Source organism: Roseateles sp. GW821-FHT02E12 (genome assembly GCF_059421665.1).
The window spans coordinates 507,027-521,632 of the sequence record NZ_JBWKVK010000001.1; the positions used below are offsets into that span (position 1 = coordinate 507,027).

14 protein-coding genes are annotated in these 14,606 nt (G+C 68.2%); 9 read left to right on the forward strand and 5 right to left on the reverse strand.

From position 1 onward, the window contains the following. Position 1: 1 nt before the first annotated feature. Together AC07V5_RS02360 and AC07V5_RS02365 are read right to left on the reverse strand one after the other, a co-directional pair. On the reverse strand, positions 2-1,027 hold the full coding sequence (locus tag AC07V5_RS02360) for an ABC transporter permease (RefSeq protein WP_495113909.1): 1,026 nt from the start codon (positions 1,025-1,027) through the stop codon (positions 2-4). Then, positions 1,024-1,962, reverse strand: a complete 939-nt coding sequence (locus tag AC07V5_RS02365; RefSeq protein ID WP_495113911.1) for an ABC transporter permease — start codon at positions 1,960-1,962, stop codon at positions 1,024-1,026. Before AC07V5_RS02365 ends, AC07V5_RS02360 begins: the two co-directional genes overlap by 4 nt. 140 nt (positions 1,963-2,102) lie before the next feature. Between AC07V5_RS02365 and AC07V5_RS02370 the strand changes: the two genes are divergently transcribed. The 9 genes from AC07V5_RS02370 to AC07V5_RS02410 all read left to right on the forward strand — a co-directional run bounded on the left by AC07V5_RS02370 (position 2,103) and on the right by AC07V5_RS02410 (position 11,552). After that, positions 2,103-3,908, forward strand: coding sequence for an ABC transporter substrate-binding protein (locus tag AC07V5_RS02370; protein ID WP_495113913.1), 1,806 nt, complete (start codon positions 2,103-2,105; stop codon positions 3,906-3,908). 16 nt (positions 3,909-3,924) lie between these two features. Beyond that, the gene (locus AC07V5_RS02375; protein ID WP_495113916.1) at positions 3,925-5,721 is read left to right on the forward strand and encodes an ABC transporter substrate-binding protein; all 1,797 of its coding nucleotides are present in this window, start codon (positions 3,925-3,927) and stop codon (positions 5,719-5,721) included. 104 nt (positions 5,722-5,825) lie between these two features. Then, positions 5,826-6,155: a PspC domain-containing protein gene (locus tag AC07V5_RS02380; RefSeq protein WP_495113918.1), complete on the forward strand. Its 330-nt coding sequence runs from the start codon at positions 5,826-5,828 to the stop codon at positions 6,153-6,155. A 90-nt stretch (positions 6,156-6,245) separates the two neighbouring features. Then, on the forward strand, positions 6,246-7,865 hold the full coding sequence (locus AC07V5_RS02385; RefSeq protein ID WP_495113919.1) for a wax ester/triacylglycerol synthase family O-acyltransferase: 1,620 nt from the start codon (positions 6,246-6,248) through the stop codon (positions 7,863-7,865). Between the two features lie 6 nt (positions 7,866-7,871). Further along, the gene (locus AC07V5_RS02390) at positions 7,872-8,489 is read left to right on the forward strand and encodes a hypothetical protein (RefSeq protein WP_495113921.1); all 618 of its coding nucleotides are present in this window, start codon (positions 7,872-7,874) and stop codon (positions 8,487-8,489) included. 103 nt (positions 8,490-8,592) lie between these two features. After that, entirely contained in the window at positions 8,593-9,417 is an 825-nt protein-coding gene (locus tag AC07V5_RS02395) for an esterase/lipase family protein (protein WP_495113923.1), read from the forward strand. A gap of 68 nt (positions 9,418-9,485) precedes the next feature. Continuing rightward, positions 9,486-9,944: a hypothetical protein gene (locus AC07V5_RS02400; protein ID WP_495113925.1), complete on the forward strand. Its 459-nt coding sequence runs from the start codon at positions 9,486-9,488 to the stop codon at positions 9,942-9,944. A gap of 92 nt (positions 9,945-10,036) precedes the next feature. Further along, complete coding sequence (locus tag AC07V5_RS02405; protein WP_495113927.1) at positions 10,037-10,633, forward strand: ATP-dependent Clp protease proteolytic subunit; 597 nt, start codon at positions 10,037-10,039, stop codon at positions 10,631-10,633. Between the two features lie 4 nt (positions 10,634-10,637). Further along, positions 10,638-11,552 (forward strand): alpha/beta fold hydrolase, encoded by a 915-nt coding sequence (locus tag AC07V5_RS02410; RefSeq protein WP_495113928.1) that lies wholly within the window; start codon positions 10,638-10,640, stop codon positions 11,550-11,552. Positions 11,553-11,567: 15 nt separating this feature from the next. Here AC07V5_RS02410 and AC07V5_RS02415 read toward each other — a convergent pair whose 3' ends face one another. The 3 genes from AC07V5_RS02415 to AC07V5_RS02425 all read right to left on the reverse strand — a co-directional run bounded on the left by AC07V5_RS02415 (position 11,568) and on the right by AC07V5_RS02425 (position 14,554). Next, positions 11,568-11,936 (reverse strand): hypothetical protein, encoded by a 369-nt coding sequence (locus AC07V5_RS02415; RefSeq protein WP_495113930.1) that lies wholly within the window; start codon positions 11,934-11,936, stop codon positions 11,568-11,570. A 69-nt stretch (positions 11,937-12,005) separates the two neighbouring features. Beyond that, the gene (locus AC07V5_RS02420) at positions 12,006-12,455 is read right to left on the reverse strand and encodes a copper chaperone PCu(A)C (protein WP_495113932.1); all 450 of its coding nucleotides are present in this window, start codon (positions 12,453-12,455) and stop codon (positions 12,006-12,008) included. Positions 12,456-12,466: 11 nt separating this feature from the next. Continuing rightward, a complete protein-coding gene (locus AC07V5_RS02425; RefSeq protein WP_495113934.1) occupies positions 12,467-14,554 on the reverse strand; it encodes a TonB-dependent receptor plug domain-containing protein in 2,088 nt (695 codons plus the stop codon). Between the last annotated feature and the right edge of the window lie 52 nt (positions 14,555-14,606).

Below are 14,606 nucleotides of genomic sequence, written 5' to 3' on the forward strand. Positions count from 1 at the left end.
GTCACTCCAGGCCTCGCAGTTTCGGGTCGAGCGCATCGCGCAGCGCATCGGTGAACAGCGCGAACGCGGTGACGAACACGGCCATGCAGGCCGTCACGGCGGCCAGCTGCCACCAGTAGCCCAGGATCATCTCGTTCTGCGCCTCGGCCAGCATCGTGCCCCAGCTCACCTGGTCGACGCCGACGCCCAGGCCGAGGTAGCTCAGGATGACTTCGCTCTTGATGAAGCTGACGACGTGCAGCGACAACTGCACCAGCGCGACGTGCGACACGTTGGGCAGGATGTGCTTGAACATGCGCGACCACTGGCTGGCGCCGATGGCTTCGGCCGAGCGCACGTACTCGCGCACGCGGTGCTTCATGAACTCGGCGCGGATCAGGCGGTAGATGCCCGTCCAGCCCGTCAGCGCCAGGATGGACACGACCGCGCCGACGCCGCGCGGGAAGATGGCCGCGAAGGCGAAGATCAGCAGGATGCTGGGGATGGCCGTGAAGACGTTGTAGACCCACTCCAGCAAGTCGCCGATCTTGCCGCCGAAGAAGCCCGACAGGGCCCCCAGCACGGTGCCGATCAGCGTGGCGACCAGGGCTGCCGCCAGGCCGACCACGATGGAGACCTCGGCCCCCTTGATGACCTTGGCCAGCACATCGCGGCCCAGGCGGTCGCCGCCCAGCGGCAGCGTCTCGGCCTTGGCCGCCTCGTCGGTCTTGAAGGCCTTGGCGCGCTCGGCCCATTCGCCGTAGCGGGGGGCCAGCGGGTCGATGTCGGACAGGTCGACATTGGGGCCCTTGGGCACGGCAATGGTGCCGGTGTCTTCCTGGGGCTGGGGGCCGAGCAGCGTCGGCGGCGCGTTGGGCACGCCGACCTCCTGCTGCCAGCCGGACGCGACCAGCTTGGTGGCCGCGAGCAGCACGAGGACGAGGAAGGCGCCGACCACCCACATCGACACGACGCCGACGCGGTCGGTGCGCAGGCGCCGCCAGGATGCGGCCCAGACGCCGCCGGAGGAGTTGGACACGGCGCTCATTTGAGGACCACCCGGGGATCGACCAGCTTGTAGAGCAGGTCAACGACGAGGTTGACCGTCATCGTCAGCGCGGCCAGGTAGATGGCGAAGGCCTGGATGACCGGGTAGTCGCCACGGTTGACGGCCAGCAGCAGCTCGCGGCCGAGGCCCGGGATGGAGAAGAACACCTCGATCAGGAAGCTGCCCACCAGCACGCCCGGCAGCAGCACCGAGACATTGGTCAGGATGGGGATCATCGCGTTGCGCAGCACATGCTTGAGCAGCACGGTGCCCTCGGTCATGCCCTTGGCGCGCGCGGTGCGCACGTAGTCGTGGCCGATCTCGTCGAGGAAGAAGCTGCGGTACAGGCGGATCTGCGGCGCCATCGAGACAGCCACCGCCACCAGCACCGGCAGCGGCGCGTAGGTCGTCAGGTTCGTCCAGTGCTTGCTCGTCCAGCCCTGCACCGGGAACCAGCCGAGGCGGAAGGCAAAGATGTACTGCGCCAGGATGACGTAGACCAGCAGCGAGATGGAAACGGCCACCGTGGTGCAGATCATCACGCTGCGGTCCGTCAGGCTGCCGCGCACGGTGGCCACGGCCAGCGCGAAGGGGATGGCCAGCATCACCTCGAGGATGAGGATGGGCACCGTCACCGTCAGCGTGGCCGGCAGGCGGGTGGCGAAAAGGTTGGCCACCGACTCATTGGTCGCCCAGCTCTTGCCCCAGTCGAAGGTGACGATCTGCTTGATGAAGATCCACAGCTGCTCCCAGACCGGCTTGTTCAGGCCGAGCTGTTCGCGGATGGATTCGATCTGCTCCGGGCTCGCGTTCAGGCCACCGAGGATGATGGCCGGGTCGCTGCCGAAGTACTTGAACAGGAAGAACACCAGCAGCACGACGCCCAGCAGGGTCGGGATCATCTGCCACAGGCGTCGAACGAGATAGGCCGCCATCGGGGCTCCAAGAAACCACAAACCCCGCAGCGGGCGGGGTTACACCAGAAAACGCGCCGGAGTCTATGCGAGCTGACTTGCCGCGTGGCTTGACGGTTTCACTAGACTCCGCCCTTCTTTCGAGCCTGCGCCCATCCGAGATGAAGCTTCTCCCCCAGCTGACCGGCCTGCTGCTGGCCTGCGCCGCATTCTGCGTCCAGGCCCAGAGCCCCTCGCCACAGAAGGTGCTGCGCTACGCCTTCAAGGTGGCCGAGACCGGTTTCGACCCGGCTCAGATCACCGATCTTTACTCCAAGGCCATCGTCGCCGGCATCCTGGACTCGCCGCTGGAATACGACTTCGGCGCCCGTCCCTTCAAGCTGCGCCCCGCGACGCTGTCGGAAATGCCCGAGATCAGCGCCGACTTCAAGACCATCACGATGAAGGTCAAGCCGGGCATCCTGTTCTCCGACGACCCGGCCTTCAAGGGCGCCAAGCGGGAGCTGACGGCGGCCGACTACGCCTACAGCATCAAGCGCCACTACGACCCCAAGCTCAAGAGCGGCAACCTCTACCTGCTGGAGAACGTCAAGATCCTCGGCCTGTCGGAATTGCGCCAGCAGCTGATGAAGGCGAAGAAACCTTTCGACTACGACCGCGAGGTCGAGGGCCTGAAGGTGCTGGACCGCTACACCTTGCAGATCAAGCTCGGCCTGGGCGACCCGCGCTTCATCCACCAGTTTGCCGATGCCGGCTTCCTGGGCGCCGTGGCGCGCGAGGTGGTCGAGTTCTATGGCGACAAGATCATGGAGCACCCGGTGGGCACCAATGCCTGGCAGCTGGGGGAGTGGCGGCGCAGCTCGCGCGTCGTGCTCGAGAAGAACCCCAACTATCGCGACGTGCGCTACGTCGAGACCGCGCCGCCCGACGCCAGCGACAAGCTCAAGGCCGAGGTAGCCGCGCTGCAAGGCAGGAAACTGCCGCTGGTGGACCGCGTCGAGATCGACATCATCGAAGAAGCCCAGCCGCGCTGGCTGTCCTTCCTGCGCGGCGAAGCCGATGTCATCGAGGAGGTGCCCATCGACTTTGCGTCAGTGGCGATACCCGGCAACCACCTGGCGCCCAACCTCGCCAAGCAGGGCATCACGATGACGCGCTATCCGCGCGCCGACATTTCCCTGAGCTACTTCAACATGGAAGACCCGGTCGTGGGCGGCTACACGCCGGAGCGCATCGCGCTGCGCCGCGCCATCAACCTGGCCGTGGACCTGGACAAGGAGATCCGCCTCGTGCGCCGCGGCCAGGCGCTCAAGAGCCAGGGCCCCGTGCCGACGACGGTGTTCGGCTACGACCCGGCCTTCAAGTCCGAGATGACCGAATTCAGCCTGCCCAAGGCCAAGGCGCTGCTGGACATGTACGGCTACATCGACCGCGACGGCGACGGCTGGCGCGAGCAGCCCGACGGCAAGCCGCTGGCGATCGAGTACTCGACGCTGGCCGACGGCGAGCGCCGCCAGCTCGCCGAGCAGTGGCAGAAGAACATGGCCGCGCTCGGCATCCGCATGACCTTCAAGATCGGCAAGTTCCCCGAGCAGCTCAAGGCCGCCAACGGCGGCAAGCTGCAGATGTGGGGTGTCGGCTGGGTCGGTTCCACCCCCGACGGCGACACCTTCCTGGCGCTGGGCTCCAGCGCGGCCAAGGGCAAGGCCAACAAGCCGCGCTTCGATCTGCCAGCCTTCGAGGCCATCTACGAGAAGCAGAAGGCCCTGCCCGACGGCCCAGAGCGCCTGGCGCTGATGACCGAGGCCCAGCGCCTGCTCATTGCCTACGCGCCCTACAAGTTCCACGTCCACCGCATCTGGACGGACATGGCCCACCCCTGGGTCAAGGGCTACAGCCGCAACATCTTCGTGCGCGACTTCTGGAAGTACGTCGACGTCGAACCCGCCGCACCCAAAGCCAAGTAAGCCACCCGAGGCCCCGATGAAACAACTGCTCGCCGCATTGGCCGTCTGCCTGTCGCTGGGAAGCCCGGCACAGGCCGCTGACCAGGTGAAGACGCTGCGCTACGCGTTCCTGATCGCCGAGACGGGTTTCGACCCGGTGCGGCTGAGCGACATCTACTCGCGCTCCGTCACCGCCCACATCTTCGAGTCGCTCTACACCTACGACCCGCTAGCCCGGCCCACCCGCATCGTGCCGCTGATCGCCGACGGCGAGCCCGAGATCAGCGCCGACTTCAAGACCTTCCGGATCAAGATCCGCCCCGGCATCTTTTTCGCCGACGACCCCGCCTTCAAGGGCAACAAGCGCGAGGTCACGGCCCAGGACTTCGTCTACAGCATCAAGCGCTACGCCGACCCGGCCAACAACGCCCAGGGCTGGATCAGCTACGAGGACGCCGGCCTCGTCGGCCTGGACGAGCTGCGCAACCAGATCATCAAATCCAAGAAGCCCTTCCCCTACGACGCGGAAGTCGAAGGCGTGAAGGCCCTGGACCGCTACACGCTGCAGATCAAGACCGTGGGCCCGCGGCCGCGGCTGGTCGAGTCCATCTTTGCCGGCAACGACCTCTACGGCGCCATGGCGCGCGAGGTCGTCGAGTTCTACGGCGACAAGATCTCGGAGCATCCCGTCGGCACCGGCCCCTTCGTGCTGAAGGAATGGCGGCGCAGCTCGCAGATGGTGCTGGAGCGCAACCCCGCCTACCGCGAGCGCCACTACGAGTCGCAACCCGCGGCCGACGATGCCGAAGCCCAGGCCATCCTCGCCAAGTTCAAGGGTCGCCGCATCCCGATGGTCGACCGCGTCGTCATCGACGTCATCGTCGAGCGCCAGCCGCGCTGGCTGGCCTTCCTGAACAACGAGCACGACTTCATCGAGCGCGTGCCCGAGGAGTTCATCACCCAGGCCGCACCCGGCGGCAAGATCGCCCCCAACCTCGCCCGGCGCGGCATGCAGGCCGTGTTCACGCTGGCGCCGGACATGACGCTGACCTGCTTCAACATGGAGGATCCGGTCATTGGCGGCATGGCGCCCGAGAAGGTGGCGCTGCGCCGCGCGATCTCGCTGTCCTACGACGTCAACCGCGAGATCCTGCTGGCCCGCCGCGGCCGCGCCGTGCCGGCGCAGGCACCCATCGTGCCGCACACGACGGGCTACGACCCCACCTTCAAGAGCGAGATGAGCGACTACGACCCGGCGCGCGCCAAGGCCCTGCTCGACATGTACGGCTACGTCGACAAGGACGGCGACGGCTGGCGCGACCTGCCGGATGGCAGCGCCCTGGTCATCACCCGCAACACCGAGCCCAACTCGCTGAACCGTTCCATCGACGAACTGTGGGACAAGGCCCTGCGCGCCATCGGCATCAAGCTGCAGCTCAAGATCCAGCAATGGCCGGAGAACCTCAAGGCCGCCCAGGCCGGCAACTATCAGATGTGGCCAGTGGGCTCGACCGCCGCACAGCCGGACGGCCAGGGAGCCCTGCAGCGCTACTACGGCCCCGCCAGTGGCACGCAGAACCTGCCGCGCTTCAAGGACGCCCGCCTGGATGCCCTGTACGACCGCATGCAGGCCATGCCCGATGGCCCGGAGCGCGAGGCCTTGTTCAAGGAGTCCAAGCGCCTGGCCATCACCTACATGGCCTACAAGGTGCACGTGCACCGCATCCTGACCGACATCGAGCAGCCCTGGATGAGCGGCTTTCGCCGACCGCTGTTCTGGCAGGACTTCTGGCAGTTCGTCGACATCGATCCGAGCAAACAGCCTGTCCGTTGATTTCCGCGGCCGCGTCCCACGATTTCGACCGACTGTCGCAAGCCCCTCGCCTCCACGGGCGGTGCCGCTAGGCTTCACCCCATCAACACCGAAAGGAGCCCAAAATGAACGACGCCGACGAACTCAACAAACTGGCTGACCTGCACGCCCGCGGTGTGCTCAGCGACGAGGAATTCGCCAAGGCCAAGGCCCGCCTGCTGGGCGGCCAGGCCGCCTACGGCGCGAGCGGCGCCGCAAGCCCGAACGTCGGTGCCGTCAACGGCCTGCGCCGCGCCCGGGTGGACCGCTGGATCGGCGGCGTCTGCGGCGGCGTGGCCCGCGCCACGGGGCTGGACTCCTGGGTCTGGCGCCTGATCTTCACGGTGCTCTTCCTGGCCTTCGGCAGCGGCATCCTGCTCTACATCCTGCTGTGGATCTTTGTTCCTGAAGAGTGATTGAAAGGCGACCCGGGAGGGTCGCCCCCGAGACCCTCGGGGCCGGCAGCGCGGGTATGCTGGGCTGACAAAAGCCCAGGAGACAGCCCGATGAAACAGCTCGCCGGCCTCGACGCCAGCTTCCTCTACCTGGAAACGCCGCAGATGCCGATGCATGTCGGCGCCCTGCACCTGCTGGAACTACCCGTCGGCTACGACGGCGACTACGTCGAAGACCTGCGCGAGCACATGCGGGCCCGCATGCCGCTGCTGCCGGCCCTGCGCCGCCGCCTCATCGCGATGCCGCTGGGCTTGTCCAACCCCGGCTGGGTGGACGCCGACCCCGACCTCGAAGACCACATCGTCGAGATCCCCCTGCCCGAAGGCAGCGGCATGGCCGAGCTGGAAGCCCAGGTGGGTGCCCTGCACCCCGTGCTGCTGGACCGCACCCGCCCGCTGTGGAAGTTCCATGTCTTCACCGGCCTGGAATCCGGCCCCGACGGCCAGCCCCGCGTGGCCCTCTACACCCAGCTCCACCACGCCGCGGTGGACGGCCAGGCCGCCGTCGCGCTGGCCCAGGTCATCCTCGACCTGAGCCCCGAGCCGCGCGCCATCGACGCCATCGCCGCCCGCGGCAAGAAGCGCGGCCAGCTCGGCACCGTCGGCATGCTGCGCGCAGCCGTGTCCCAGCAGTGGAAGCAGACCGTCAAGCTCGCCCGCTCCCTGCCCAACGCGGCCACCATCCTCGGCGGCATGGCGGTCAAGTCGCTGGGCGGCGCGGCGGCCGAGGCCTCGGTGGACAAGCTGCGCGCGCTGCTCTCGGGCGTGGCCTCGCAGACGACGGCGGTGGTGCGCGGCAAGAAGGCCGTCTCCAGCCTCGGCCCGGCGCCGCGCACGCGCTTCAACGTCAGCCTGTCGGACACCCGCTCCTTCGCCGGCGTCACGCTGCCGCTTGCCGAGCTGCACCGCACACGCAAGCGCCACCACGCCAGCGTCAACGACGCAGTGCTCTTCGTCATCGGCGGCGCGCTGCGGCGCTACTTCGCCAAGCACGGCCCGCTGCCGCGCAAGAGCCTGATCGCCGCCGTGCCCGTGTCCACGCGCGCGGCCGGTGACACCACGTCCAACAACCAGGCCACGATGACCTTCATGAGCCTGGGCACCCAGCTCAGCAACCCCTCCGAGCGCCTGGCCCACGTGATGGCCTCCAGCAAGGCGATGAAGGCGCAGATGAGCGAGCTCAAGAGCCTGATGCCGACCGACTTCCCGAGCCTGGGCATCCCCTGGCTGATGCAGGCCGGCGCCATGCTCTACGGCCGCGCCAAGGTGGCCGAGAAGCTGCCCGTCATCGCCAACGTCGTCATCTCCAACGTGCCGGGGCCGCAGCTGCCGCTGTACCTGGCCGGCGCGCAGATGCTGACCAACTACCCCACCTCCATCGCCGTGCACGGCCTGGCGCTGAACGTGACGGTGCAGACCTACAACCAGTCGCTGGACATCGGCCTGATGGCCTGCGGCGAGGCGCTGCCGGAGACGGCGGAGTTGTCGGCTTATGTCGAGGCGGCGTTCATGGAGTTCCAGGCGTTGCCGGTGGCTGAGGTCGTCGAGCCTGAGCCAGCGCCGGCGGTGAAGAAGGCGCCGGCGAAGAAAGCAACGGTTAAGGAGGTGGCAGCCAAGAAGACAGTGGTGAAGAAGGCGCCAGCGAAGCGGCGAGTGGCCAAGGCGGCTTGATCGCCGATGGGCGAGCTCGATTGGGATTGGATAGGCATCGGAGCGCTGCTGCTGGGCGGAGCCGCCGTCTTGTGGGGTGTCACGAATGGCAAGATCAAACTGCAACTGAGTCAGCCCTCGATTGAGGAGCGTCTCGCGCGTTACCCAGCCAGCGCAGGCGCCGTCGTAATCAAGGCCCAGCGCAAACGTGCACTAAAGCGGATGGTGCCTGCCTTCCTGCTGGCTCTGCCAGTGGTCCTGACGGTGCAATTTGTCCCGAGATACACCGCCGTCGCATGGCTGTGCGACCACATCGGTCCCACGCAAGCGGTGCGTTGGCTATTGCGAATGTTTTTCCCCGGGTTGCCGGCAGTGCTTGCCGTTGCCGCCGGATTGGCGGTCCTCTGGGCCGTGCGTGTGCTGCGCGGCGGCTATGCGCCGCCCTTGGACACGGTCGTGTTTCACGACACCATTGCAGTGACCGGGTGGCGCGCCAGGCTCCACGCCTGGCTGGTTCTGACAGTAATGCCCCTGATGGTGGCCGTCTTGTTCTACCTGACCTATTCCTTGGCCCAGACTTTTGATACCGAAGGCAATTGGAAGAAGCTCAGCGCCACCCAGTGCTCCAAGACCCCTTTGAAATGACGGCCGCGTCGCCAACGCGACACCGCAGCCCCGGGCAAGCACGCCCCGAAAACAGGCGACAGCTGGCTAACATCGCCGTGCCTCGCCTGAAACCGCTTTCCGCATGCCCGCCATCCGCTCGCCGCGCTTCTCGCGCTGGCAACAGACCCCCACCACCCCTCACCCCGACTGGTCCGACTTGCGCGCGCCCAACGCCTGGCTGCTGATGCTGGAGGGCCGCGCGCCGTGGGAATACGCCGCGCTGCTGGCCGCCACGCCCTGGCTGAGGAAGCTGCCGCGCGGCGACGGCCATCCGGTGCTCGTCTTCCCCGGCCTGGGCGCCAACGACCTGACGACGGCGCCGCTGCGCGCCATGCTGGATTCGCTGGGCTACGCGACCCAGCCCTGGGGCCAGGGCTTCAACTTCGGCCCGCGCGCCGGCGTGCTGGAGCAGATCACGCACGACCTGCAGGCCCTGCACCGCCGCCACCATCGCAAGGTCAGCCTGCTGGGCTGGAGTCTGGGCGGCATCTACGCCCGCGAGCTGGCCAAGGAATGCCCGGACATCACGCGCTGCGTCGTCACGCTCGGCACGCCCTTCACCGGCCACCCGCGCGCAACGAATGCCTGGCGCTTCTTCGAGATGGTCAGCGGCCACGCGTCCAACGACCCCGAGCTGATGGCCCAGATCCGCCAGGCCCCGCCGGTGCCGACGACGTCCATCTACTCCAAGAGCGACGGCGTCGTCGCCTGGCGCTGCAGCGTCAACGAGCCCTCGCCGCTGGCCGAGAACATCGAGGTGCAGGCCAGCCACATCGGCCTGGGCGTGAACCCGATCGCGCTGTACGCGCTGGCGGATCGGCTGGCGCAGCCGGATGGGGCTTGGAAACCGTTTGAGCCCAAGGGGGCGCGGCGGTGGTTTTACAGGACGCCGACGCAAGCGGAGTGAGCTGGCAGGGGCGCCGCGTCGGCGGCCTCACACTTGCGGCTCTGCCATCAATCCAGCTCGCTGAATCCATGAGTGCCGCTTTCCCGCTGAGAGGATTTCCGCCGTTTATCTTCGGCATGACCCGCGCCGAGGTGCGCGCCGCAGCCGGCGAGCCCGATTTGATCGAGAAGGTCGAATCCGACTTCGCGGGCACCGCGGAGCGATGGGACTATTCGCTGCGCCAAGTCCAGATCACCTTTGGCGAGGATGAGCAGTGGAAGCTGGAGGCGATCGATGTGCTCGATGGCTCCGCGACCCTCGGCGGCGTCCAGCTCATCGGTGTTTCGGCCGTGGCGCTACCGGACCTGGCCGCGAAAGCCGGGATCGCAGATCTGGTGCCGCAGGACTTCGATGAGTTCGGCAAATCGCACGAGAGCGACCAGCATGGCCTGCTCTTTTGGGAGGTGGACGGCGTGATCGTCAACTTCACCATGTTCCCGGCTTACGACGAGACCGGCGATGTCGTGCTGTGGCCCGACACGCACTAGCCCCGAGCCGCCCTCGCCGAGGCCAACGCCCTCACCCACCCAGTCACATCCGTTCTCGCGGTAAGGTATCGCCCTTAACCCGGACTCCGACCATGCAACACCACACCCTCGCCGCCGAAGACAAGGCCGCCAAGAAAGACGCCCCCGAGAAACACGAAGAGCAGCTGCTCTTCAAGGGCCGCTTCGTCATGGTCTTCGGCGAGATCGACGACAAGATGGCGCACGCCACCTGCCGCCGCCTGCTGGCGCTCTCGCAGGAGTCCGACGCCCCGATCACGCTGCTGATCTCGTCGCCCGGCGGCCATGTGGAGAGCGGCGACGCCATCCACGACATGATCCGTTTCGTGCGCGCGCCGGTCACCATCGTCGGCACCGGCTGGGTGGCCAGCGCCGGCACGCACATCTACCTGGCGGTGCCCAAGGAGCGCCGTGTGGCGCTGCCCAACACGCGCTTCATGATCCACCAGCCCGCCGGTGGCGCCGGCGGCCAGGCCAGCGACATCGCCATCCAGGCCCGCGAGATCATCCGCACCCGCGAGCGCATCGCCGCCGTCATCGCCAAGGAAACCGGCCAGCCGCTGTCACGCGTGGCCGTGGATATCGAGCGCGACTTCTGGATGAGCACCGGCGAGGCCATCGAGTACGGCCTGGTGTCGCGCGTCATCGAGAAACAGTCCGAACTCGGCTGATCCGATGCAGCTCAGCGCCAACGGGGTCCAGATCGAAGTCGACATCCACGGCCCGGACAGCGGCGAGCCGCTGCTGATGATCATGGGCCTGGGTATGCAGCTCATCGCCTGGCCCGAGGGCCTCGTCGAGCAGCTCGTCGCCAAGGGCTTTCGCGTCATCCGCTTCGACAACCGCGACGTCGGGCTGTCCCAGTCCTTCGATGGCCTCGGCGTGCCCAACATCCCGCTGGCGGCGCTGCTGCACACGCTGCGCCTGCCGGTCAAGGCGCCTTACCAGATCGCCGACCTGGCGCGCGACGCCGTCGGCGTGCTGGATGCCCTGGGGCTGCCCAAGGCCCACATCTGCGGCGCCTCCATGGGCGGCATGGTGGCCCAGCACCTGGGCTTCGCCCACGGCCAGCGGGTGAAGAGCCTGGCGCTGATGATGACCACCAGCGGACACCGCAGCCTGCCCAAGGAAAGCCTGAAGGTGCGCCGCGCGATGCTGACGCGGCCCAAGCCTTCCAGCACACCCGAACAGAAGTTCGAGAACACGCTGGACCATTACGTGAAGCTGTACGGCGTCATCGGCAGCCCCGGCTATCCGCCCGAGCCGGCCTCTCTGCGCGAGCGCATCGGCCGCGGTGTGAAGCGCTCGTTTCGCCCGCAGGCCGTGGCGCGCCAGCTGGTGGCCATCGCGGCGGACAGTCACCGGGCCGAGCGCCTGTCGCGCATCACGGCTCCGACGCTGGTCATCCACGGCGAGCATGACGCGCTGATCCCGGTGGCGGCCGCACACGACCTGGCGCGCCGGATTCCCGGCGCCCAGCTGGAGCTGATCGATGGCTGGGGGCACGACCTGCCCGAGGCGCTGTGGCCCCGGTTGGCGGATGCCGTCGCGGCCAACGCCGCCAAGGCTGCCAAGGCCGTCAAGGCCTGAGGCGCGCCAGCGTCCTCAGCGCTGGACGTCGGCCAGGGACGCGATGGCCTGGTAGGCCTGCAAGGCCTCGTCCAGATTGCTGCTACCCTGCAGCAGGGCCTGCTGGGCCGCATGCTGGGCGGCTTCGGTCAGGCGCTCCTGGTCGGAGACGGTGCCGTCCTGGTTGGTGTCGGCCTCTGCAAACACTTTGCTGGTGGGCGCCTCCACCGGGGCACGGGCGGCTGCCGCGCGGGCACGCTCGGCGCCAGCGGTCGACACGCTGACCACCGCCGCCGCCGGCGCTTCGGCGGCCGGCCGTGGAGCTGTGGCTGATGGTGCCGCGGCAGTCTTCGCGGCCACGGCAGCCGTCGCGGCGCTGGGAGTGGAGTTGACGGCGTTCACCATGGCGGCCTTTCAAGACTTAACGGTGTTTTCGGCAGCCCCGCCCCGGACTTGAGCGGTTTGCGCCGGGATTCAACGCGCCCGCGCCTCGGCCTTGATCTCGACCGTGGCGCGCTGCTTGTCCTCGCCCTCGACGGTCAGCGTCAGCGGCACGGTCTCACCGGCCTTGATCGGGGCTTTGAGGCCCATCAGCATGACGTGATAGCTGCCAGGCTTGAGCGCCACGGCCTGGCCGGCCGGCAGCGGCAGCGCGTCCACAGCGCGCATCTTCATGACGCCGTCGTCCATCTTCATCTCGTGGATCTCCACCACGGCCGCCACCGGCGAACTGGCCGCGACGACCTTGACCGGCTTGGCCGAGGTCAGTTGCATGAAGGCGCCGGTGGCCTTCTGCGGCGCGACGGTGGCGCGCACCCAGGGGTCGTCGACCTTGACCTGAGCCTGAGCGGCAAAGGACAGGAACAGGGCGGAGGCAATCAGCAGGCGGCGCATGGTGGAGGGCGGGAACGTGAAAGCCTGCATTGTGCGCAGTCCTAGAAACGGTGCAGGGCCTGCAGCCAGAACCAGCGCCCGGCCAGCGGCAGATCGTTGGGCAGCACGCCGCCGGGCAGGGTCGGCTCGCGGGCGTCGGCATTGAACGCATTGCGCAGCGAGGCCGAGGCTTCCCAGCCGAGGGTCGCGGCCAGGCGCCGCACGGTCAGGTCGAAGGTTGTGTAGTCGGCCACCGGCGGCCGCGCATCGCCAGCCGCGCGCTTGCGGTCGGCAACACGGTTGGTCTGGCCGCTGACCAGCCACTCGGCAGGCAAACGCCAGTCGACGCGCAAGTAGTGATGCTGATGCGGCGCGTAGCCGGCATCGGCCTGGGTCGCGCGGTCGGTGGCGCGCTGGAAGGCCAGATGACCCGTCACGCTCAGCTGGCGCAGCGCATCCCACCGCAGCTCGAGCTCACCGCCGCGGCCCGTGAGCCGGCCAGCGTTGCGGTAGGTCGCGCCGGTGGCCGGCGCCGGGTTGGCAACAACGCGCACGATGTCGACCGCGTCGAGCCGGTACAAGCTCAGATTGAGCTGCAGCTCGGCGCGCGGCGCCCAGGCGAGCACGAACTCGGTCGTCTTGATGCGCTCGGGCCTGAGGTCCGGGTTGCCGGTGCTGACCGGGTTGATCGTGTACTGCTCGCTGAAGCCCGGTGCGCGGAACGCACGCCCGTGCATCAGCTTGGCCGTCACGTTGTAGGCGGCCTCCCAGACCAGGGCCAGGCGCGGGTTGGTGGTGCCGCCGAAATCGGAGTAGCGGTCGTGGCGGACGCCGGCGGTCAGCGTCCAGTCGGGCGCGACGCGCCATTCGTCCTGGCCGTAAACATAGTTGCTGTGGCGCTGCGAAGGCCGGATGTGGGGCTGGATGGCGTTGTAGTCGACGACAGGCCCTGTCGGCACCGGCACGCCGGTCGGCGTCAGGATGAAGTTCTTGTGCGTGTCGGCGCGGTAGAGGTCGGTGTCGTCGTGGCCGACGCCGATGCGCAGGCTGTGGCCGTGGAAGCCGCCATAGACCGCATGCGCGTCCAGGCGCCACATGCGCTCCCAACGCGCCGGGCCGCCGATCATGCCGTCCGGAAACAGGTTGGGCCCGACGCGGATGCCGGCTGGAAACAGGATCAGGCCGCGCGGCGTTTGCTCGTGATAGTTGTGCAGCGCCGCGCTGAAGCCGGCGGCCCAGCCGGGCGCGAACTGCGCGTCGGCCCAGCCCAGGTCGGCCATCAGCCGGTCCATGTCGATCACGCTGTCGGGATCGAGGGCCGAGTTGACGCCGGCGCCGGTGCCGGCATTGCGGCGCACGACCTTGTTGACGCGCAGCCGCCACTTGTCCCAGCCGAGGTCCAGGCCCGCATCCAGCGCATCGTGGCCGACATTGGCTGGCCCGGGAGCGCGGCTCGCATGGGTGCCGAACAGGTTGTCCAGCCGCGTCGCACCGTCGGCCGTGACCGTCGCGCCATGGCCATCGGTTGTGCCGACGCGCAAGTAGGCGCCCAGCGCCAGCGGCCCGAGATTGCCGCCATGCTGGAGCCAGGCATCGCGGCCGCGGAAGGAGCCGCCGCGCAGGCCGGCCTCGGTGCCCCGCAGATCGGCCGGGCCCTTGGTCACGATATTGATCACGCCGGCGAAGGCGTCGGCGCCGTAGAGGGCCGAGCCGGGGCCGCGCAGCACCTCGATGCGCGCGACGTTCTCCAGCGGCAGGCCGGCCCAGGTATTGCCCTTGTCGCCTGTGTACGCGGTCTTCATCGGCTGGCCGTTGAGCATCAGCAGCACCTGCGCGTTGAGCGGCTGGCTCAGCAGGCCGCGCATGCCGTAGAGCGGCGTGTACATGATGGGGCCGTAGCTGACATGCAGGCCCGGCACGGTGGCCAGGGCTTCGTCGAGATCGGTCGCGCCGATCGCCGCGATGTCCTGGGCCGTGATGACGGTCGCCACGGCCGGCGCGCGGCGCAGGGGCTGGGCGCTGCCGGTCGCGATGCTGACGGTGGCCTTGTCGCCATAGACCAGGGCCAGGTCTTCGTCGATGGGCTCGGCCCCGGCGCCCGCGGCAGCAAGCATCGCGATCACCAGCCAGCGCCGACGGTGGGTCTGCATCATGAAGGTCCCCGCGGAGCCGAGACTGCGAACCATCCTACGCCCGCGCATC